The sequence below is a fragment of the Peribacillus simplex NBRC 15720 = DSM 1321 genome (assembly GCF_002243645.1).
Classification (GTDB): domain Bacteria; phylum Bacillota; class Bacilli; order Bacillales; family DSM-1321; genus Peribacillus; species Peribacillus simplex.
Genome location: NZ_CP017704.1, coordinates 3,523,169 through 3,544,745, shown reverse-complemented (window position 1 = coordinate 3,544,745; position 21,577 = coordinate 3,523,169). Strand labels below are relative to the sequence as shown.

Genomic DNA, 21,577 nt, shown 5'->3' with positions numbered 1-21,577 from the left:
ATTATTTATTTTTAACTTTCATTAGCTAAATAATAGTCTTAGCCACCGTACCAATTTAAGCCTTTTTCACCTAAATCAATCCATACACTCTTTGAGTGTGTATACATATCCATGGCTTGTACCCCTAATTCTCTACCAAATCCACTTTGTTTCATTCCTCCAAAAGGAGTTGTACTATCTAGCATACTGTACGTATTCACATAGACAGTTCCCGCTTGGATACCACGCGCCATACGATGAGCTCTTTTTAAGTCATTGGTCCATATCCCTGAAGCTAAACCGTAAATAGTATCATTTGCTTGTCGTAGAGCATCCTCTTCATCCTTGAAGCGAATAACCGACACAACTGGTCCAAATATCTCTTCACGCGCAATTGTCATTTCGTTGGTTACATCTCCAAAGATGGTAGGTGTGAAATAATATCCATTTTTCTTGCCTCTTTGGCCACCTGTCACTAATTCCGCACCTTCTTCAAGACCAACCGCTACATACTTTTCAATCGTCTTTAACTGTTGTGCGGAAACTTGTGGACCCATTTGTGTTGTCGCTTCAAGGGGATTTCCTACCCGTATTGATTGTACTTTACTAGCAAAAAGATCCATAAATTTATCATAAATACTTTCTTGGACAAATAAACGAGAACCAGAAGCACAAACTTGACCTTGTGCAAAGTAAATGCCAAACATCGCTCCATTAACTGCATCTTCAAGAGTGGCATCGTCAAATACAATGTTAGGTGATTTCCCTCCCAGTTCTAACGAAACTGGTTTCAAGTTTTTTGTAGCTGCTTGCATAATTAAGCGACCCGTGTCCGTTGACCCTGTAAAAGCAATTTTATCGACGTCTGGATGAGAAGCTAAACCAGACCCCACGGTTGAACCTGGACCGGGTACAATATTAATCACCCCATCAGGAATACCGACTTCTTGGAACAGTTTAGCCAGTTCTAAAATACTTGTTGATGTTTCTTTTGCTGGCTTAATAACAATTGTATTTCCAGCAGCTAAAGCAGGAGCTAATTTCCACATCGTCAGCATTAAAGGAAAGTTCCAAGGGACAATGGCGCCAATTACACCTAATGGTTCTTTTAGTGTGTAGTTGAAACGATTGTGAGGTGATGCTAATGTATCACCCTGAACCTTATTTGCAAGTCCTGCATAGAACTCCAGTACATCTATGGTAGAAGGAAGCGCTATATGCTTGGTTTCATTGATTGGTAAACCATTATCTTTTGATTCTACTTCCGCTAAAAAGTCTGAATTCTCCCACATTTTCTGAGCTGCTTTATACAGAAGTCTACCTCGGTCACTAGGAGACATAGTCGCCCATGGTCCGGATTCGAACGCCTTTCGAGCTGCTTTAACTGCATGGTTTAAATCTTCCTCGCCCCCTTGTGAAACAAGGGCATGAACTTCTCCTGTGCCAGGATTAATCGTTTCAAATGTTTCTCCTGAGAGTGAATCTGTCCATTTTCCATCGATAAATAGTTGATATTTTTTCATTTTCTCCACCTCTTATCTATTTTTTTGATAAAACTTCGAAATTACTAACCATACAATTTTGAAAAACATAGGTTGCTAGGTTTCCTTATGTGATGCGTATCTTGAATAAGCTAAAAGCTCCTAACTTTGTTTACATGCAGCGTTGGAAAGCGATTACATTTTTGTGATTTTTCAACATGGATAATGAACTCTAAATTCTTGTTTTTTTGGTAAATGGCATCCAGTAAAATTGAATGTCATCAGGAGTAATCCCTAGCTCTTTAAACTTCGTACGATAAACTCTATATTCAGATAGATATGTCATAATGCAGTCTGAAATCTGCTCATTTATAGTGCTTCTATTTCAGCACGAGTTAGCGTTTCAATTTCTGAATTGTACATGAATGCATACCTCTTCCATTATTTTATTGATTTTTTTAAAGAGATAGAGTAATTAGCAAATCTAAAAAACACATAAACATACCCAAAAATTCAACAACCGTTACAAAAACGTTATATAAAAAAACATTACTCTCCTTCAATTAACCTTAAATCAATAACTCAAAAATGTACTACGCATCCACTTATTCAGTTTTGATAAGGAGATGTTTATTTTCCTACCTCACACACTTCCGTTTCTTTCATCTCCTTAGGTTAATTTTAAAAAGTCCTTCTAATTTATTAACTATTACATGTAATTATTTTATATTATCCAGAAAAATCAGAAAATTTACTATTACCCAAATGGGTCATTTTATATCAAAAAGTAATTCATTTTATTTTAAAATGTTATATAATCAAAAAAAGTTAACATGGAGGAAAGCCTATGAAGGAAATGTCTAACCCCAGCTACAAAAAAATTTTATCTTTTATGGATGAAATTACTTTTACTAATGAAAATTTCCGTGAAAAAGTACTACAAGCCTTTGCAAATTTATTTGGTTACTGCCAATCTATTTTTTGGTTATGTGATGATAATAATGACTTGTTCGAACCTATTACGTTAAATATAGATAAATATGTTATGGATGATTATCTTAATAACTTTTATCAATTAGATTTGCTGGTCCCAAAATATAATATGCAAAAAGCAAGTAAACAAACTGTTATAAAAAACCTTGATTTACTTCCGCCTGAATTATATGAAAAAAGTGTATACTACAATGATTTCATGTTAAAATATGGATTTTATTATGATGTGAGTGTTTTTTTATATGATAGAAACAGTATTAAAGGTGTTCTGAACTTCGTTAGATCCAAAAAGGAGAAGCCTTTTAGTACATCCGATATTATGTGTTTAGAGGTTATTTCTAGGTTCTTATCGCAAAAAACAAGCGATTTCCCTTATCATTCTGTAAGCGTTCCCAAAGAAAACCTAATTAATCCTTTGAAAAATAAGATTCTGGCTAGTTCTCAAGATCTCAGACAACCAGATTTAACATTAAAAGAAGCAGAAATATTACAACTGGTTCTAAAAGGGCATACCAATATCACCATTGCCAGCGAACTATTTATTAGTGTTAATACAGTAAAAAGACATTTGCAAAATCTTTATAGAAAGTTTGATGTCTCAAACCGAACAAGTTTATGCTATAAAATTGTTAAACCTTAAACACAATCAAAAAAACCAGAAGGTCCCCAACACCCTTCTGGTTTTCATATTAATTGCCTTACAAGTAATTTTTTTTCTTCGTCATTTACAATGAAAAAATCCTTATTATAAAGATTGCCCCACCCTTATTGATGGAAGAATCACTTATGTACTGCCGTATCCAATCAGGCGTTTCTCCATGTCTTTTCAGGATATAAGAAGGCTGTATAGAATCCTTAATAAGAATCCACACATCACTCTTTCCAATTAGTTCTGCAGTTGTTCATAACGATTCCAGTTCACCGATTTTTCCAGCACGATTGATATCAAGACGCCCATTATGAGCCCATTCGTCAAAAATGGCTGTAAAAGCGTGGGAACATTCGAAAATGCATTAGGCAGGATGTTCATCAAGCTCACTCCAATCAATACTGGTACGGCAAGCCTGAATATCGTGTCTGAAGTGAAATGCTGACCCTTGAGGCTGTTGAAAGCCGTACCGAACAGCTGAAGGTAAGCAACGAACAATACTGCATTCCCGACTGTTATCGGCATGGTGGCCAGGAAAGAGATGAAAGGAGGAATGAGCCCAATTATGGTCAATAACATGCCTCCAAGTAAGAAGGGCCTCCGCTCATAGATTTGAGTGCTCTGCAAAAATCCGATGGATGAAGTAAAAGGTGTATACGGAACAAGGCCAAGCAACGGGGCGAAAATGGTAAAACCGCCAGTCATGAATAAAGAATTTCGATACTGCTTGTGTTCAGCTTTATCACCGATTAATTCCGATGCGGCTTGAATGGAAGCGAACGTGTTGCACAAATTCAGTAATCCTGCAAAAAAGGATATCGCTATTATCCCGAATTCCAGGTTTGGAGCACCTAATGGGAAAAATGAAAAAGCGGCACCCGTCGATCCCATTTCTCCCCCTGCCTCCGGAAATAGCAGCTCGTAAAAAATCCATCCCACCATAATCCCGATCAATATGGAGAAATTGCTTATGGTCCTTGGTCCTTTTATCTTTAATATACTTACTAAAAGTACAATCCCCACTGATAGGAAACTGACCGGGATGTTAATTTCCCCATTCTCCGTAATCCCCAGCATCCCCTTGAAAAAGACAAAGATGAGCTGGAACGTCAGAAGGAATAAATAAACCGTCATGACCATTGGGGTAAAAATCTTCTGAACATAAGAAATCAGGTTGAAGGCAGCAATAATGAGGGTCACGACACCAGCTGCAATGAGGCCAGTAGCAATTCCCCCTCCTACCTCTGCATAACCTAGCCCTATGGATGGTGCTGATAACCCTAAATTCAACATCACTCCCCACAATAGACCGGAGTGACCTTCCATAAGTGGATACTTATGCCCCTTCCACCCCTGAAACACGCAAGCGATCCCGGTGAAAATGAGCGAGCTTCTCATGGTCATTTCCGTAACATTGGGAGGAAGATCAAAAGCTGCGCCAATCGATATGGGCACTACTACCGTATTTGCAAAAATAAAAAACAACCATTGAAAAGAAGAAAATAGAGTCACAGAAGATCTCCAACTTTTCATAGATTCCATCTCCTTTAAACATGAAACTTGTAAAGCTCATGGTGAATTTCAATTGCCCTCCCCTTGAAAAAGGCGATAGGAAAGCACCATGCTAATAAACGCGGTTACAGAATGGTCAGCTGCCATTGCTGGACACATGATCAATGTCAGATGACCTTTGCAGACGCAAGCGATATGATAACGTTACCATTAATAGTAACAAAGACTGCGGCTCCCTGCTAAATTGTTTGCTTGACTAAGGCTGCAAGGCAAATGGACAAGCAGAAGCCAGTCCGTTTAAAGTATATCGGGCCATAACGATATGACATGGGAGGGCTAACCAATATAGCAAAAAAAAAATCACTTCCACAGCATATAACATAAGTAAGTAAAAGTACACGGAAGCGGAAGCCTTTCAAAACCCAAAACGAAAAAGGAAATCCGGAAGTATCCAGAGATCCTTTTTGGTTTAGTCTTACTGTTCAATTGACTGCTTTTGTTTATATAGTGAACCGGAAACTAAGTTCCCCTTGTAAATGACCGCTTTACGTTCAGAACGCCTGGCAACTGCCTCAGCAGAACAGCTTGCGTCAATTAACACCAGACTTGCAGCATCCCCCGCTTTCGGCCATACCTGGTTACCCTTTTCATCCAATGGGGTTTTTCCGCCAGTTATATACCCGAGTGTTCGGGAAAGTGAGACTTCATCAATCCATTTGAAACGTTCTGCGAGCCTCCCTGCTCTCTCCAGGATGTCACCATTCCCAAGAGGTGACCATACATCAAAGATATTATCATTTCCTACCGATACTTCAACCCCTCTTTCTTGTAATAAATCAACAGGGGGCATCTGCCTGTTAATAGGGACACTGGTGACGATGGAAATCCCCGCATCCCTAAGAATGTCAGCCAGTTCATAGGCTTCTTCCCTGGATACGTCCCCGATACCGAAAGCATGGCTTAATGCCACCCTGCCTTCCCAGCCCGCTTGCTTGGTCAGAGCTGCCAAACGTTTCATGGTGAACGTGCCCAGATGGCCTGGATCATGTAAATGCAAATCCACATCAGCGTTCGCTTCCACCGCTAAATCCATCAATTGAACCAGCGATGCTTCAATATTGTTATCGACTGTGGCTGGATCCACCGCCCCGACGATTCCTGCTCCGTTTCGCAATGCCTCTCTGACAAGCTTGACAGAACCGGACCGCAACAATCCGTGCTGCGCAAATGCGACTATTTCTGAACTGAGTCTATTAGAATAGCCAGCAAGCGCCTGTTGTACTTGCTCTAAGTTTTGTAATCCCACTTCCGGATAGATATCAACATGAGTCCGTATATGTGCAGAGCCAGAAGCTAGAAGGATTTCCAGTAAAGATTCTGCACGTTTACATGTGCTTGTTGCAATGGAAGGCAGCACCCTCTTCTCATTTTCAAAGCGTTCAATGACACTTGAAGAAGGAGTGCACGCCCTCCAAACATCCCCCATCAGTGTTTTATCAAGATGAATATGCTTTTCAATGAAGGATGGTAACGCCAGCAATCCTTTTGCATCTTCCACTGGTAAATCACCAGGTATGGCTTCTCCATCTTTGACAATCTTCGTGATCCTTCCATCCTCCATCAACAGATGAAATAACCCGGTCATCGTTCCTGTAACTCTTTCATTCTCTTTCCGGTAGCCACATTCCAAACGAACATTCTTTAACCAATAGATTGTATTCATGATCTTCATCCCTTCTTGAAATAGACTTCATTTCGACTTCAAGGCGGATTCGCGATCGAGTCCGCCGTAAACCAGATTTCCATTGACCATAACCGCAGCCCGCGTCGATCTCCTGGCAACTGCCTCGGCAGCACATGATGCATCCACAAAAACCATACTTGCTTCATTTCCCACCTTCGGCCATAAGCGATTTCCTTCAGGGTCCAGTGTCTTGACCCCTCCCGTAATGAATTGGAGCGATTGAGACAATGCATACTCGTCCTTCCAGTTGTACCTCTCGGCCAATCGGCCTGCCTTTTCCAGCATATCTCCTGTACCAAATGGGGACCAGGAGTCATAAAAGCCATCACATCCGAGAGCAACATGGACACCTTTTTCATGCAGTGAATCAATCGGGGGAATGACCCGGTTGATCGGAACCGTAGACATGACGGCTATCCCCAGGTTTGATAATTCACTGGCCAAATCAATTGATTCTCCAATTGAAACATCCCCCAGTGCAAAAGCGTGACTCACAGCGGCTCTGTTTTTCCACCCTGCTTCATCGATCAAAGAAGCCAGTTTCTTGATCGTATATAAACCAAGATGACCGGGATCATGTATATGAATATCAATATCTGCATCAAATTCAACGGCCAGATCGACCATTTCATATAGGGAAGCTTCTATATTATTATCCACTCCGCCAGGATCCAGGCCGCCAACTAAGGACGCCCCTTCTTTCATCGCTTGTCTCATCAACCCTTTTGAATTCGTTCTTAGCAGTCCATGCTGCGGAAATGCCACGATCTCATATGTCATTTTCCCTTTGAAACGATATAGTGCACTTTGAATCTCTTCCAAGTTTTTCATACCGATGTATGGATCGATGTTAACATGCGTCCTTACATGCGTTGCCCCGCCGCTTAACAATAGTTGAAGCATCCGTTCAGCCCGGAGCCGCCCAGTTTCAGCCAGTTCAGCAAGCTCTTTTGCTTCTAACTTTAAGCGTTCTATTAAATTCGGAACAGGAGTGCATGATTTCCATGGCAGTCCTAAATAAGTCTTGTCAAGATGGTTATGCATCTCTTTAAAAGGAGGAAGTGCAAGCAGCTTTCTCGCGTCGTGAACGGGACCATCCGTTTTCAAAGGCATACTTGAAGCCAATTGCAATTCCTTTATGATCCCATTTTTTATAAACATGTTATATATAGCTGTCTTCGTCCGATCAATTCGTTCATTCTCAAAAACAAACCCACTATCAAGTGTAACGTTTGTAAGCCAGTATGCTTCATTCATCAAATCACTCTCTTTAATAGAAGATTAAACACCTGTCGTCTCAAAAGATGAAATAGATCCGCTAACAACATTGCCCCTGAAGATGACAGCGGCACGCTTTGCCCTTCTAGCCACCGCTTCCGCTGAACAGCTGGCTTCAAGCAAAACGATATTCGCCTCATCCCCGACATTAGGCCATGCCTTGACCCCGTCTTGGTTTAATGGGGCCTTCCCTCCTGTTATGAATTGCAGGCTTTTCGCTAAGGAACGTTCGTCAATCATGCGAAACCTCTCTGCAAGGCGACCGGCTTTTTCCAGATTGTCCCCGATGCCAAAGGGTGTCCAATGATCAGTGATGCTGTCATTACCCAATTCAACTTTCACCCCTTTTTCATGAAGCAGGGGGATGGGGATCGTTCTGAAGATGGGCACTGTGGATGTAATCGATATTCCTGTTTCCGAAAACCTTTCGGCTATGCCCGTTGCCTCTGGGACTGAAAGATCAGCCAACCCGCTAGCGTGGCTAACCGTTACCCTTCCTTGCCAGCCTGCGTCTTCCGTCAGTGAAGCAAGGCGCTGCATGGTGAAGAGTCCAAGCTGATCCGGATCATGTAAATGGACATCGATATCGGAATTCGATTCAACTGCGATATCCATGATCGTTTCAAGTGACCGCTCTATGTTTTCATCAATGGTGGCGGGGTCCACTCCTCCTACCAGATTCGCCCCATTCTTCATGGCCTCCCTTATTAAACCAACGGAATCGCTGCGTAATAGTCCATGCTGTGGGAATGCGACGATTTCATACGTCAATTTATCCTTATATCCTTCCAGTGCCTGAATGGTGGCCTCTAAGTTTTTCAGTCCTATAACGGGGTCAATGTTGCAATGTGTGCGTATATGGGTAGATCCGAAGTCCAATAATAAATCCAGCATTTTCTCTGCTCTTACTTTAGCGGTAGGCAATAATTCGGGCAGTAACACCTGCTCTTCCTCTATCCGGGTTTTCACGCCATTAATGGCAGGCATGCAAGCCTTCCACGGACCGCCATAGTAGGTTTTATCAATGTGGATATGCATTTCCTTAAACGAGGGGACCATCAGGAGACCATGAACATCATGCTGCGGTTCCTGATCCGTTATCGATTCCTTCGCCAATAAAATGGAGGATATTTTTCCATTTTCAATCTTGATGTGGTAATGACCGGTTTCAGTGCCGGTGATTGTTTCATTTTCATTATAAGTAAAACCATTTTCCAAGCGTACATTCGTCAACCAATACGATTGAGACATTAAACTCACCCTTCCATTTCAGATTGAACATGCATCACTTTCATTATAGTTTTAAAGATCAGCAAATAATTTCAGAATTTTTACTCGTTTTTATGTTATTTTTACTTATTGTGCCAAAGAAAAAGGCTCACCCTAATGGATGAACCCTTTCAGACTGTAGACAACTCTATGAAAACTAAGTTTGCCTGCAGTTTTTTATTTAAAAAGTTCAATTGATTTCAGAGATCCGCTCCCTTTCCGCCGACTGTCTGCCAAGCCTCCTCGGCCAAGCGCCTGTGGGGTCTCGGCTAGCCAGTAATTCGGCAGGAGTGTCGCAAATCTCTTCAATCCAATGTAGATTACAGTAAAAAACCATAAAGACCGGAGCACTTTGTTCGACCCGCTGCACTGTCTTGGGCCGTTGACGCAATTTATCGACCTAAACCACAAAATATTCGGCCGTTCACGCACAGTATTCGGCCTACCCCGCACTTTATTCGACCGTTCACGAATTTTTTTCGACCTTCACCTTACTATTCGGACTCCAATCCTCATTTCTGGCTACAGTTATACTCCCTTGGACGCGCTTTTCCCGCAGGAGTCTTGCACACCCGTTCCAATCAACTTTGTTAGAACACTTAGATAGAAACCATATCTGAGGAATTGAAAATGTTGCTTTGGGTCAGTTGGTCGGGAACATCATTTGATGAAGGTACGTTTTCCCAACCCCTTTCGTCTACAAACTGAAAGGCTCACCCTAATGGATGAACCCTTTCTACTTTTCTGCCCATCACTTTATCGTTACGTTATTTATCTCCAGATAACCTGAAGGGCTGATTGAAAATCCTTTTACTTCTTTCGCGACTGCAGCAACATTTTCTATGACCCTTACAGGAATATACGGGGTGTCACCCATCTCGATTTCCTGTGCCTCTGCGTATAGTTCTTTGCGTTTCTCCTCTTCCTTTTCCTTCCTGGCGGCATCTATTAAACGATCAACCTTTTGATTGCTGTAAAAGAATGTATTTCCGGCCGCTCCCTGTGATTCCGTATGAAATAGATTATATTGATTATAATCAGCATCCCCCGTCGCGTTTCTCCAACTGATGATGAACATTTCCGATTGCCCTTTATTCACTTGTTCCACGAACGTACCGTACTCCATGACCTGTACCTTCAAATTAATCCCTATACCTTTTAGTTGGGATTGCAGGACCTCAGCCAAGTTAACTCTTTCTTTACTGTCCATTGTCAGGATGGTCGCATCCAAGCCTTTTGAATATCCAGCTTCGGCCATCAGTTTCTTTGCTTCCTTTAAATTGTAATCATAGGCTTCGAGTTCTTCGTTGTACCCGAATACTTTAGAACCCATCAAGGAGTTCGCCTTTACTCCCACATTATTGAAGACACCTTTGATAATCGAGTCCATTTCAATGGCATGGGCAATGGCTTTACGGACCCTTACATCATTGAACGGCTCATTATTGACATTGAACCCTAAATATTCGGTACCGTACCCTTCACTGCGATAAACATCCATTGCCGGTGAAGATTCAACCTGGTCCATTACAGCTACAGGAAGAGGCTCTGCGATATGCGCTTCACCCGTTTCAATCATGGATATCCTTGTGGAGTCTTCCGGGACGACCTTGAAGATGACCTTGTCCACTTTTGGCTCGTCTCCCCAATAGCTGTCGTTTTTCGTCAAGGTGATTTCCTGGCCTGGGGACCATGAATCAAAAACGAAAGGACCGGTTCCATTCGGTTCCTGGATAATCTTTTTTCCATACTTTTCAATCGTTTTCGGACTGATGATTCCGCCTTCATGATTCGCCAATATCGAAAGGAGAGGGGAAAAAGGTTCCTTCAAAATGAATTGCACGGTAAATTCATCAACCGGTTTCACCTCTTTTACCATATCGAATACTACCGCTCTGGGAGAAGCGACCTTCGGATTCAATAGTCGATCGAACGTCTTTTTTACTGCGTCTGCATTAAATGGTGTGCCATCATGAAACTTTACATCTTCCCTAAGCTTGAATTCCCAGGTCGTGTCATTTAATTGCTTCCATTTTTCTGCTAGCATTGGCTGTATCTCACTATTCTCATCCCGTTGTACAAGTCCTTCATAGATTTTATGGTGAGTGACGCTAGCGGCGTTAATCGTGGACATGAACTGCTGATCCAAATTCTCAGCGTCGGATAAGCGGGCAATAACCAATGTACCCCCTTCGTTTGATGCTTTGTTCGGATCACTTGCTGTTGTGCTTACGTCTTTGTTAGAAGAACAGCCCGTAATGATGATGGCCATGATCATGACTAGAAAAAACTTTCCTGTCCCACGTTTTAACCCCATGGACTTCGACCTCCCAATTTCATTTTTTGAATACTTGTCTAATTATAAGAAATATTCTGACTATTCATTTCGAATATCTTTACTATGTTTTTCATTTTCTTTACTTGTTTGGTTTTTATGCTTCTGTATCGCTATCGATTCCACGACCTTGAATGATGGCTTAAACAATTCTTTCTCAGGAAGCTCCTGATAATCCCTTTCCATATATCCTCTTCTCATCTTAGTAAAATATTGTTGCCCCTTATATTTGATTTCAGTTAAATCAAGATTGGGGATTATTTGATCCTTCATGACTACCTTTCCATTTATGATGGATAATTTAACGTCCCTCCCAGACCCGCTTACGAACATGGTTCGAATGGGATCATCGATTACTCCCATATGGAAACCGTCCAAGTCAATCGCGATGATATCCGCCTTGGCCCCCGCTGCGATGCGTCCTAGATCGTTCCTGCCAAGAAAAGCGGCCGCATCTAGTGTGGCTGAACGAAAGAAATCGGCATAGACAGAGCCTTCCGTTTCTCCTTCCACCATCCGTGAGAGCATGCTGCCTGTCCTGACGTTCTGGAACATATCAGGAGGGAATGTGTCCGTTCCAAGGGCTATATTGATCCCAGCCCGTTTATATTTAGCAAAGGATTCTAACGCCTCCCCATGCCTCCCAATGATCAGAGGGCAATGTATCACCGTTGTATTCGTTTCCCGCAGCAGCGCCAAGTCATCACCCTGTCCATATTTCGCTTTACTATATCCTGAAACAAAGTGGGCATGCGGGATCCCTGTTCTTGGACCGAGAAAGCCAAGGTCGTATAAATATCTGATCGGTGTAACATGATGGGCTTCCCATATGGTGTTGAATTCAAAACTTCCTTGTGCAGCATGAAGCTTTATGGGTACATCCAACTTTTCGCTGTAATATTTAATCTGTTTTAATTGATCTGCCGTTTGAGACTCTATACGTTCCGGAGCAAGCATTCCTCTGACCATTCCTTCAAAGGCTCCATCGAATTTTTCTACAAACTCGACCGCTTTCCGTAATCCCGCTTCCCCGGCTTTTTCATCCCAATGCAGTTTAATTTTCCCGTTAGGCTCGACGACTCTCATTCCTGATTGGAAACTCGGGCCCAGGTAAATCCTTAACCCCAATCCAGCAGCATGTTCTGCGGCAGCTGCCAATTCATCATAGGTTTCAGCCCAGCTTTTATAAAAAACGGAAGTAATGGGCATCGCCGTCGTCACGCCATGAAGAATGAGCTGTGAATAAGCATATAGTGATTTGAAGGCTTCTTCTTCCCCGATCATTAATTCAGGATGTCCGCTTTTTATATATTTATCTGACCAGAGAAGGTTCTTCTGTCTGTCGGTACCGGCTTCAAAATGTAAAATATCATGGTCAATGTCCCCTAATGCATTTAAATCTATGAAGCCAGGACTGATAATGGCGTTACCGGCATCCATTACCTCGTCAACTTCTTCTGGATAATTTTTTCCGACATACAGAATCGTGTCTTTTTCATAAACGATCTCTGCATTTTCCAAAATGACATGATCGTACCCATCATACCCAATTACATATCTTCCTTTAAGCTTGGTTTTCATCTTATTCCCCTTTCAACATCGATAGCGTCTTCTCGTTCGTCATATCGCTTTTCATCTACATAGGCCCTGGCATGGCCCCAGAAATATTTCGTCGGTTGCATATACTTTTCGAGCCCCGCACGCTTTATCGTTGAAAAGGCCTCCTCATTCGCTTCGTTCAGCACTGTACTTTCATGTACGGTCCGTACATTCCTCCCTTCCATGATCAATTTCCCATCCACGATGACATGCTCCACGTCATTCGCCACTGCTTGGAATACAAGCCGGTGAACATGCATGAATTCCGGGGTCAGATGAGGCTGATGCAGATTGACCGTAATGACATCCGCTTTTTTCCCGATCTCAAGGGAGCCTATTTCATCATCCCAACCAATGCATTTCGCAGCATCTATCGTGATCATTTCCAACAGCTTGCCTGGGGGTAGATAATAGTAGTCCCTAAGGGCTGCCTGGTGAACAAACTGTGTTTTCCTCATTGCCTGAAACATATCGAAGCTTGTGGAAGGGGATGTCCCATCCGTGGAGATCGCCACAGTTGCCCCCATCTCCAATAATTCAGTTATCGGGGTACGGGCATGAACCTGGCCAAATCCAGGTGATGCACTGACGTTGGTACCTGTTTCCGCCAGTATTCTTGCTTCATCGAAGGAGATGCCCCGACAGTGCTGTAAATGGACATCTGGACCCAATAGGGCATTTTCCTTATCCTGTATCGCTAAATGAATCATCCCGCCAAAGGCATCCGAGTGAATGCGTGTGTTATATTTCCTGGCAATCTCCCTTATTTTCTTCGCTTGATAAAGATCATGATCATTCAGCCCATAAAGCCTGTCAGGAGAGGTGGGATTGGAGGGATCCACTGATGTAACGATGACAAATGGTGTAATGAAGGCTCTCGTGCGGTCTTCATTTGCATGGTTCAGCGCCTCGATTACAGCTTCCGCCCCCTGTAACACTTCTTCATAGGAAACTTCCTTTACCACTCTCTTTCCGTCAATCCACCGGCTGAATGAATGGGGCCATGGAGGGTTGCAAGGACCCGTGCATACCACTTCCCTGATCCCCACTTCGGCGTATGCTTTTGCATGATTGATGGCGAAAATCGGTTCATCGGATCGCGGCATGGATCCTAAAACGCTAACCCCAGTTGTCACGCCCGCCTTTAATCTCTCAAGAGAGGATAGCTTTCCTTCGTAATACCAAAAGTCATCTGTAACAAAATGCTTGTACGCATTCGTCATGATGGGCATCCAAAAATCAATATTCTCCATTGCGATCGTTTTGAACATGGAATGTCCCCCATGACCATGAACATCTATCAATCCAGGCAATATGCATTGATGGCTGCAATCGATGACTTTTACAGCTTCATACTTCATTTTCAGTTTTTCCGTTGAATCTACGGCTAAAATCCTTCCTTGATTTATGGCGATGGCGCCATCTTGCAGAATTCTCCTGTTTTGATCCATGGTAATAACGGTCCCATGGATTAGCAGTAAATCTATCATATTTTCCCCTCCTAATTGAGAAGACAGCATAACTTCCTTATGCTGCCTTCCCTTTGTGATGAATTCCCTACTTCACGGTTACGTCATCAAGCATTAAATAATTTGCCGGATTCAGCCAAAGTCCTTTAACCGTCCCACCGTATACCGCCAAGTGTTCATAGTTACGGATAGGAACATATGGAACTTCTTCCCTTTCAATTGCTTGTGCCTTCGAATATAGTTCCATACGTTTATCGCCATCCGATTCTTTACGTGCATTTTCAATCAATTTATCCACTTCAGGGTTGCTATAGAATGAACTATTTCCCGCTGCACCTTGGGATTTGGTATTGAAAAGATTAAATTGATTATAATCTCCATCCCCAGTTGCATTGCCCCAGCCGCCTATCGATACCTGATGCTCGCCCTTGGCTGTCGCGTCAATGTAAGCACCATACTCAAGGACTTGAATCTTGACCTTAATACCGATTCCTTTTAGCTGGGATTGAATCACCTCGGCCATATTGATCCTTTCCTTACGATCACTCGTCGTCAGTGTAAACTCCAAACCATCCTTGACCCCTGCTTCAGTCAAGAGCTTCTTCGATTCATTAATATCATAGTCGTAGCCTTTTATATCCTTATCATAGCCAAACACCTTCGGGCTCATTGTTGAATTAGCCCTCGTACCGACGTCGTTATAAACCCCTTTGATAATGGAATCGACCTCGATGGCATGAGCGACCGCCTTACGGACCCGTACATCATCAAAAGGTTTTTTCTTAACATTGAAGCTTAAGTATTCAACTGCAAGTCCCTCCGTGCGATATAAATCCATCGTGCCCGACGCTTCGATCCTATCAATCTCCGTCACTGGCACTTGATCGGTCACATGCGCTTCTCCCGTTTCAATCATCGCAATCCTCGTGGCATCTTCAGGGACAACCTTGAATACCACCCCATCAATCTTAGGCTGATCCCCCCAGTAGTCCTTGTTTTTCGAAAGTGTGATTTCTTCACCTGGTTTCCATGATTTAAAAACGAATGGCCCTGTCCCAACAGGGTTTTGACTCAATTTGTCACTATGTTCCTTAATCGCTTTAGGGCTGATGATGCTTCCTTCATTACTCACTAAAATCGATAATAGCGGAGCATAAGGATATTTCAGCTTGAATTGTACAGTCGTTTCGTCAACGACTTTAATTTCTTTGATCATTTCCAATTTACCAGCCTGCGGAGAAGCTGTTGCCGGGTCCAGTATCCTGTCGAAATTGGTTTTCACCGCTTCGGCATTGAATGGAGCTCCATCATGGAATTTGACTCCCTCCTGCAATTTAAACTCCCAAGTGACTTCATCCAATTGTTTCCACTCTTTTGCGAGCAGCGGTTTAGGATTCATGTTTTTGTCAGGAACGACCAATGTTTGATAAACCTTTTCATAAATGACGTTTGCAGATGGAATGTCTGTTATGAAATGAGGGTCCAAGGTGGTCGCGTCAGATAATCGCGCGACGATCAGCGTTCCTCCTTCTTTCGCTTTTCCCTCTGTTTCCTTGCTGCCGGTTTGTTCTGTTGCACACCCTGATAAAACGGATGAGATGCCTAATAAAGATGCAAAAAGCAACCCAATCATACCTTTTCTCATTCTATTTCCTCCCTTTTCAACCTGCCTTTGTTTCTCCAAGTAACTTTCAGCTATGAGTACATCGGGCTTACTGTAAATTATAAAAAAAAACCGAATTTTATATTTTCAGAATCTTTACTCATTTTTTAATTATCTTTACTGCTTTTCCGCATCATATTTACTTCAATACCTTTTTTGAATAAATTGAATGAAAGAAAAGGAGGAAGTCCAATGAAGCCAGAGGTCGTAATGAATAATACCGAATTGAATGTAAAAGAAAGAAAATCTCCGAAACTAAGACACTGGAAAGCCTTTTATAAAAAATTCAAGCGAAATAAATTGGCATTGATAGGCGGGTACATCGTACTTTTTTATATTTTATTGGCTATCTTTGCACCTTTGATCTCACCGCAGGATCCCTATGAAATTGATTTAGTCAACAAACTCCAGCCTCCGTCAGCCGAACATTGGATGGGTACGGATGATAAAGGAAGGGATATTTTAAGCAGATTATTATATGGAACACGGCTTTCATTAACGGTTGGGTTTGTCTCTGTATTCTTCGGGGCGTTCATAGGCATACTCCTCGGATTAACAGCTGGTTATTACGGAAAATGGATCGATACCGTCATTATGAGGATTGTCGATGTTCTACTGGCTTTCCCGGGAATATTGCTTGCTCTTGCCATCATTAGTGCCCTTGGTCCAAGTTTAATCAATGTAATGGTAGCGGTCGGCGTCTTTTCCATACCGATGTTTGCCCGGATTGTACGCGGTTCCACATTGTCAGTCAGAAAGCTGGAATATATCGATGCCATTCGTGCATTGGGAGCCACTGACATAACGATCATATGCAAGCATATTTTTCCGAATATTCTATCACCTGTCATCGTTCAAGCTACATTGCGTCTGGCAACAGCCATTCTGTCGGCTGCCGGATTATCATTCCTGGGACTGGGAGCCCAGCCCCCCTCACCAGAATGGGGAGCGATGCTGAGCAGCGGTCGGGATTATTTGTTCAGCGCCCCGCACATCGCTTTGTTTCCGGGGATAGCGATATCAACATTGGTACTTGGCTTCAACATCTTCGGGGATGGACTTAGAGATGCCCTGGATCCAAGAATGAAAAAATAAGGAGGAGAGAAAATGTTCGTATTTATTATCCGACGAGTACTTCAAACCATACCGGTTTTACTAGGAGTAAGTCTTGTTGTTTTCCTCATCATGCAAATGGTCCCTGGAGATCCGGCAACACTGCTTGCGGGTGAAGGAGCGACTAAAGAAACGATTGAATCGCTGCGGCATGAGCTTGGCTTGGATCGTCCAATCCTTTATCAGTACGTCGACTATATCCTTCATGCTGTTCAAGGGGACTTTGGAGAATCACTCCGCAGCAGCCGCCCTGTTTTGGACGAGATCATGGTCCGCTTGCCCATCACCCTTGAACTGGCACTTGCCAGCATTTTCATAACCGTTGTGCTTGGAATGCTCGCAGGAATCATCTCGGCTACCAAGCAATACTCGGCAGCTGACATTTCCATCATGATCGTTGCTTTACTTGGAATCTCGTTACCTAGTTTTTGGCTGGGCCTCATGCTTATCTACTTCTTTTCCGTAAATCTTCATTTGTTTCCGGTTTCAGGTTGGGGAACTTTCAGGCACATGATACTCCCAGCCATAACCCTTGGGGCCGGCGGAGCGGCAATCGTTGCCAGGATGACCAGGTCAAGCATGCTTGAAGTCGTTCGCCAGGACTACATCCGGACCGCAAGAGCCAAGGGATTAAAAGAATATATCATCATTTATAAACATGGTCTGAAAAATGCGCTTATCCCCGTCATTACGGTCGTTGGCCTCCAGTTCGGTGCACTCCTTGGCGGCACCGTATTGACAGAGTCCGTTTTTGCCATCAATGGACTTGGGAGATTGATAGTCGATGCAATCAGAACGAGGGATTTACCGATGGTTCAAGGCGGGGTCCTTATTGCTTCCGTTATCTTCGTATTCATGAATTTAGCAGTAGATGTCCTCTATCGATACTTTAACAAAAGAATAGACTTGAACTAAGGAGGTATGATGATGAATCAGGTTGATGATAAAATACTGGAGGTAAAAAATCTGCAGACCCACTTTTTTACTGACGAAGGTACGAGTAAAGCAGTCAATGGAATCAGTTTTACCCTCAATAAAGGGGAAACGCTTGGAATCGTCGGGGAGTCGGGAAGCGGTAAAAGCATAACATCTCTATCATTGTTAAGACTCATTCCATCGCCACCCGGCAAGATTGCCGGGGGCAGCATCCTTTTTAAAGGGGAGGATCTGCTTACGAAATCTGAAAAACAGATGCGGTCCATACGCGGGAATGAAATTTCGATGATATTCCAGGAGCCGATGACATCATTGAATCCCGTATATTCAGCAGGCGAGCAAATCGCAGAAGCGATCCGGCTCCATCAAAAGCTGGGAAAAAAGGAAGCATGGAATAAAGCGGTCGACATGCTTCGGCTCGTCGGAATCCCCTCACCTGAAAAAAGGGCAAAACAGGAGCCGCATGAGCTAAGCGGCGGAATGAGGCAAAGGGTCATGATTGCGATGGCACTTGCCTGCCACCCTGAGGTTTTAATAGCGGATGAACCTACAACAGCACTGGATGTGACGATCCAAGCCCAAATCCTCGAACTAATCAAGACGCTGCAAAAAGATTTCGGGACGGCTGTCATTTTGATTACTCATGATCTGGGTGTCGTATACGAAACCTGTGATCGGGTTGCCGTCATGTACGCAGGGAAAATCGTTGAATACACTTTGGCCAAGGAAATATTCACAAACCCAAAACATCCATACACCATTGGTCTATTAAGCTCCCTTCCGCGTCTGGACATGGACCAGGAAGAACTGACTACAATTCCCGGGACCGTTCCAAGTCCTTACAACATGCCCAAGGGATGCAGCTTCGCTCCCCGCTGTGCAAACAAGAAGAGCATTTGTGAACAAGCCGTACCGGATCTCCAGGTAACCGGCCCAAACACCCAGGTCAGCTGCTGGATGTTCACCCCCCAATGGGAGAAAGAATATGACGCTCAAGAGAAGGTGGGAATTTAATGATGGTTGTACCAGCTGCAGAGAAAAAGGTTCTGCTTAAAGTGGATCAATTGAAACAATATTTTCCGATAAAGGGTGGATTTTTCGGAAGAACCATCAATCATGTAAAAGCCGTTGATGACATTACCTTCGATATCCATCAGGGAGAAACCTTAAGCATAGTCGGCGAATCCGGCTGCGGAAAATCGACTACCGGCAGGGCCATACTTCGATTGGATGAACCAACAAGCGGGAGCATTCACTTTCAGGATAAGGATTTACTGAGTTTAGGAAAAAAAGAAATGAGGCGTACCAGGAAGGATCTGCAAGTCATTTTTCAAGATCCATTTGCCTCCCTTAATCCTAGACAGACTATCGGCCAAATTCTCGGGGAAGCTTTATCCATCCAAAATGTAGTGCCTAAAGAAAATCGAAAGAGCAGGATTGAAGAATTATTAGGACATGTCGGGCTGAGACCAGAATCCATGGAAAGATACCCGCATGAATTCAGCGGCGGCCAAAGACAGCGGGTCGGTATTGCGCGGGCTCTTGCAGTGGACCCAAAATTGATCATATGTGACGAAGCTGTATCTGCACTGGATGTCTCCATTCAAGCGCAAGTGTTGAATTTATTAAAATCCTTACAGCGGCAGTTTGACCTTACCTTTCTTTTCATATCACATGATTTAGGTGTGGTCAGACATATCTCGGATCGGGTAATGGTCATGTATCTCGGAAAGATAGTCGAAATAGCCGATAAAAAGTCCATTTTCGAACAGCCGCAGCATCCATATACAAGGGCATTGCTGTCGGCCATCCCAGTACCGAATCCTGTGCATGAAAGGGAACGGATCCTATTGACGGGTGATGTACCCTCACCCATCGACCCTCCAAGCGGCTGCCGCTTCCATACACGATGCCCTTTTGTACAGGATATCTGCAAAACACAGCTACCCGAACTAAAACGATCGGCACAAAATCACCAAGTGGCTTGTCACATTGTGTCATAAGCTGTAGATTTCCGAAGGGGTCTTTAGTATGATACTAATAAACAGAATAATTCAAGTTATTTAAAAATATAACCAGCAGAGGTTCTCCATGCTAAGTTACGAGGGATTCACCTTAATTATCATGCTCTTCATTTTAGCTCCCATCATGGGAGCTATCGCTCTTTTATTTCTATTCATATTCGAGAAGAGGATCGACCTTCTTGAAAATAAAAACAAAGAGATCCGCCTGGAGCAAGCACTGCAAGAAGCACAATATAATAAATTGAACCAGCAAATCCAGCCACACTTTTTGTTTAATACACTAAATGTCATATTGGGCTTGGCCCGCCTGAACAGGACGGCTGAATTGATACGGGCCTTAGAGGCATTTTCGCAATTCTTGAAATTCAAATATAAAGCATCAGAACCATTGATCCCCCTTTCCCAGGAAATTCAGTATACCCAGCATTATCTCGACATCCAGACCCTTCGCTTCGGTGATCGGCTCAAGATTGATATGGAGTGCCCGGAACCATTATCAATCGCACTGGTCCCTCCCTTCATTCTCCAGACTTTGGTGGAAAATTCGTTTAAACACGGATTGGAAAAAAAAGTGGGTGAAGCCCTTCTGCATATCCGGTTTTATCTGGATTCGCAGATGGTATATCTGGAAGTGGCGGATAATGGATTAATGGGAAATGAATCTTCCATTACGGACGAAGGCGGCCATGGCCTGGATAATATCCAAAAACGTTTATATTTGTATTTCAATGACCGTGCACAATTGAATATAGTTTCTAATGAATCGGGAACAAAGGTAGAGGTATCATGGCCACTGGTTTTTGATAAGAAAATGGAGGAGGCCGCGCCGGAATGAATGTATTATTAGTTGATGACGAACCATTGGTCCTTGAACAAATGGAATATATGATTCAGTCCATATACCCTTTTTGGAAGTTTTACAAAGCTGCTGATGCCTGTCAGGCACTGACCCTCAACCAAAATCATAAAATCAACCTCGCTTTCCTGGATATTAATCTACCGGGGCGATCGGGTCTTGAATTTGGTGAAGACCTAAGGGCACTAAACAAAGAAGTCGAAATCATAATGGTGACCGCGCATCAAAGTTTCGATTATGCCCAACAATCCATCAGGATAGGCGTGGTTGATTATTTAACGAAACCTGTAATAGAAAGTGAATTGCATAAAGTCCTGGCTAAGTATGACAAAAGGGAATCTTCCCATAACTATTCAACCCTTATTCACCATTCGCTTTCATTCATTCATGAAAATTATGCCGAAAAGCTCTCCCTTTCGGACATCGCTCGTGAAGTGCATACCAATCCGACTTATTTAAGCAGGAAATTCCATGAAGAAGTAGGCACTTCCTTTTCGGAATATTTAATGCACTATAGAATAAAGGCCGCTAAAAGGGCCTTAACCAATAACACCAGCTGGAGCATATCAGACGTCGCTGAAAAATCGGGATTCAATAGCCAGCATTATTTCAGCACTTTATTCCGGAAGATAGAAGGAATCACGCCCAAGGAGTTCCGCGAGAAAGGAAAATGAACA

General features: G+C 43.0%; 16 protein-coding genes. 7 read left to right on the top strand and 9 right to left on the bottom strand.

All coding sequences use genetic code 11. The annotated features are described in order from the left end of the window. Nucleotides 1–38: 38 nt before the first annotated feature. Nucleotides 39–1,502, bottom strand: coding sequence for an aldehyde dehydrogenase family protein (locus BS1321_RS17095; RefSeq protein ID WP_063235107.1), 1,464 nt, complete (start codon nucleotides 1,500–1,502; stop codon nucleotides 39–41). A gap of 805 nt (nucleotides 1,503–2,307) precedes the next feature. Between BS1321_RS17095 and BS1321_RS17090 the strand changes: the two genes are divergently transcribed. After that, nucleotides 2,308–3,093: a response regulator transcription factor gene (locus BS1321_RS17090; RefSeq protein ID WP_063235106.1), complete on the top strand. Its 786-nt coding sequence runs from the start codon at nucleotides 2,308–2,310 to the stop codon at nucleotides 3,091–3,093. Nucleotides 3,094–3,339: 246 nt separating this feature from the next. Here the strand turns inward: BS1321_RS17090 and BS1321_RS17085 are convergent, their stop codons facing one another. From BS1321_RS17085 to BS1321_RS17050, 8 genes are all read right to left on the bottom strand, one after another. After that, nucleotides 3,340–4,635, bottom strand: a complete 1,296-nt coding sequence (locus tag BS1321_RS17085) for a uracil/xanthine transporter (RefSeq protein WP_063235105.1) — start codon at nucleotides 4,633–4,635, stop codon at nucleotides 3,340–3,342. Between the two features lie 454 nt (nucleotides 4,636–5,089). Beyond that, complete coding sequence (locus BS1321_RS17080; protein ID WP_063235104.1) at nucleotides 5,090–6,337, bottom strand: amidohydrolase; 1,248 nt, start codon at nucleotides 6,335–6,337, stop codon at nucleotides 5,090–5,092. 27 nt (nucleotides 6,338–6,364) lie between these two features. Further along, nucleotides 6,365–7,615 carry an amidohydrolase family protein gene (locus BS1321_RS17075; protein WP_063235103.1) on the bottom strand — a complete coding sequence of 417 codons (1,251 nt, stop codon included), beginning with the start codon at nucleotides 7,613–7,615 and terminating at the stop codon, nucleotides 6,365–6,367. A 24-nt stretch (nucleotides 7,616–7,639) separates the two neighbouring features. Then, nucleotides 7,640–8,887: an amidohydrolase family protein gene (locus BS1321_RS17070; protein ID WP_094246630.1), complete on the bottom strand. Its 1,248-nt coding sequence runs from the start codon at nucleotides 8,885–8,887 to the stop codon at nucleotides 7,640–7,642. 769 nt (nucleotides 8,888–9,656) lie between these two features. Further along, nucleotides 9,657–11,222, bottom strand: a complete 1,566-nt coding sequence (locus BS1321_RS17065; RefSeq protein WP_063235101.1) for a glutathione ABC transporter substrate-binding protein — start codon at nucleotides 11,220–11,222, stop codon at nucleotides 9,657–9,659. A 60-nt stretch (nucleotides 11,223–11,282) separates the two neighbouring features. Next, the gene (locus tag BS1321_RS17060; RefSeq protein WP_081113036.1) at nucleotides 11,283–12,821 is read right to left on the bottom strand and encodes an amidohydrolase family protein; all 1,539 of its coding nucleotides are present in this window, start codon (nucleotides 12,819–12,821) and stop codon (nucleotides 11,283–11,285) included. Then, a complete protein-coding gene (locus BS1321_RS17055; RefSeq protein WP_063235100.1) occupies nucleotides 12,818–14,329 on the bottom strand; it encodes an amidohydrolase family protein in 1,512 nt (503 codons plus the stop codon). The genes BS1321_RS17060 and BS1321_RS17055 overlap by 4 nt, the downstream gene beginning before the upstream one ends. Before the next feature lie 67 nt (nucleotides 14,330–14,396). Continuing rightward, the gene (locus tag BS1321_RS17050; RefSeq protein ID WP_063235099.1) at nucleotides 14,397–15,953 is read right to left on the bottom strand and encodes a glutathione ABC transporter substrate-binding protein; all 1,557 of its coding nucleotides are present in this window, start codon (nucleotides 15,951–15,953) and stop codon (nucleotides 14,397–14,399) included. A gap of 210 nt (nucleotides 15,954–16,163) precedes the next feature. On the opposite strand from BS1321_RS17050, the gene nikC reads away from it, so the two are divergent. The 6 genes from nikC (at nucleotide 16,164) to BS1321_RS17020 (ending at nucleotide 21,574) form a co-directional block, all read left to right on the top strand. Beyond that, nucleotides 16,164–17,066: a nickel transporter permease gene (nikC, locus tag BS1321_RS17045; RefSeq protein WP_063235098.1), complete on the top strand. Its 903-nt coding sequence runs from the start codon at nucleotides 16,164–16,166 to the stop codon at nucleotides 17,064–17,066. 12 nt (nucleotides 17,067–17,078) lie between these two features. Continuing rightward, entirely contained in the window at nucleotides 17,079–17,999 is a 921-nt protein-coding gene (nikB, locus tag BS1321_RS17040) for a nickel ABC transporter permease (protein ID WP_063235097.1), read from the top strand. A gap of 12 nt (nucleotides 18,000–18,011) precedes the next feature. Then, the gene (locus BS1321_RS17035) at nucleotides 18,012–19,034 is read left to right on the top strand and encodes an ABC transporter ATP-binding protein (RefSeq protein WP_063235096.1); all 1,023 of its coding nucleotides are present in this window, start codon (nucleotides 18,012–18,014) and stop codon (nucleotides 19,032–19,034) included. After that, on the top strand, nucleotides 19,034–20,023 hold the full coding sequence (locus BS1321_RS17030) for an ABC transporter ATP-binding protein (RefSeq protein ID WP_063235095.1): 990 nt from the start codon (nucleotides 19,034–19,036) through the stop codon (nucleotides 20,021–20,023). Before BS1321_RS17035 ends, BS1321_RS17030 begins: the two co-directional genes overlap by 1 nt. An 88-nt stretch (nucleotides 20,024–20,111) precedes the next feature. Continuing rightward, complete coding sequence (locus BS1321_RS17025; RefSeq protein ID WP_063235094.1) at nucleotides 20,112–20,879, top strand: sensor histidine kinase; 768 nt, start codon at nucleotides 20,112–20,114, stop codon at nucleotides 20,877–20,879. Then, nucleotides 20,876–21,574, top strand: a complete 699-nt coding sequence (locus BS1321_RS17020) for a response regulator transcription factor (RefSeq protein ID WP_063235093.1) — start codon at nucleotides 20,876–20,878, stop codon at nucleotides 21,572–21,574. Before BS1321_RS17025 ends, BS1321_RS17020 begins: the two co-directional genes overlap by 4 nt. Nucleotides 21,575–21,577 lie beyond the last annotated feature (3 nt).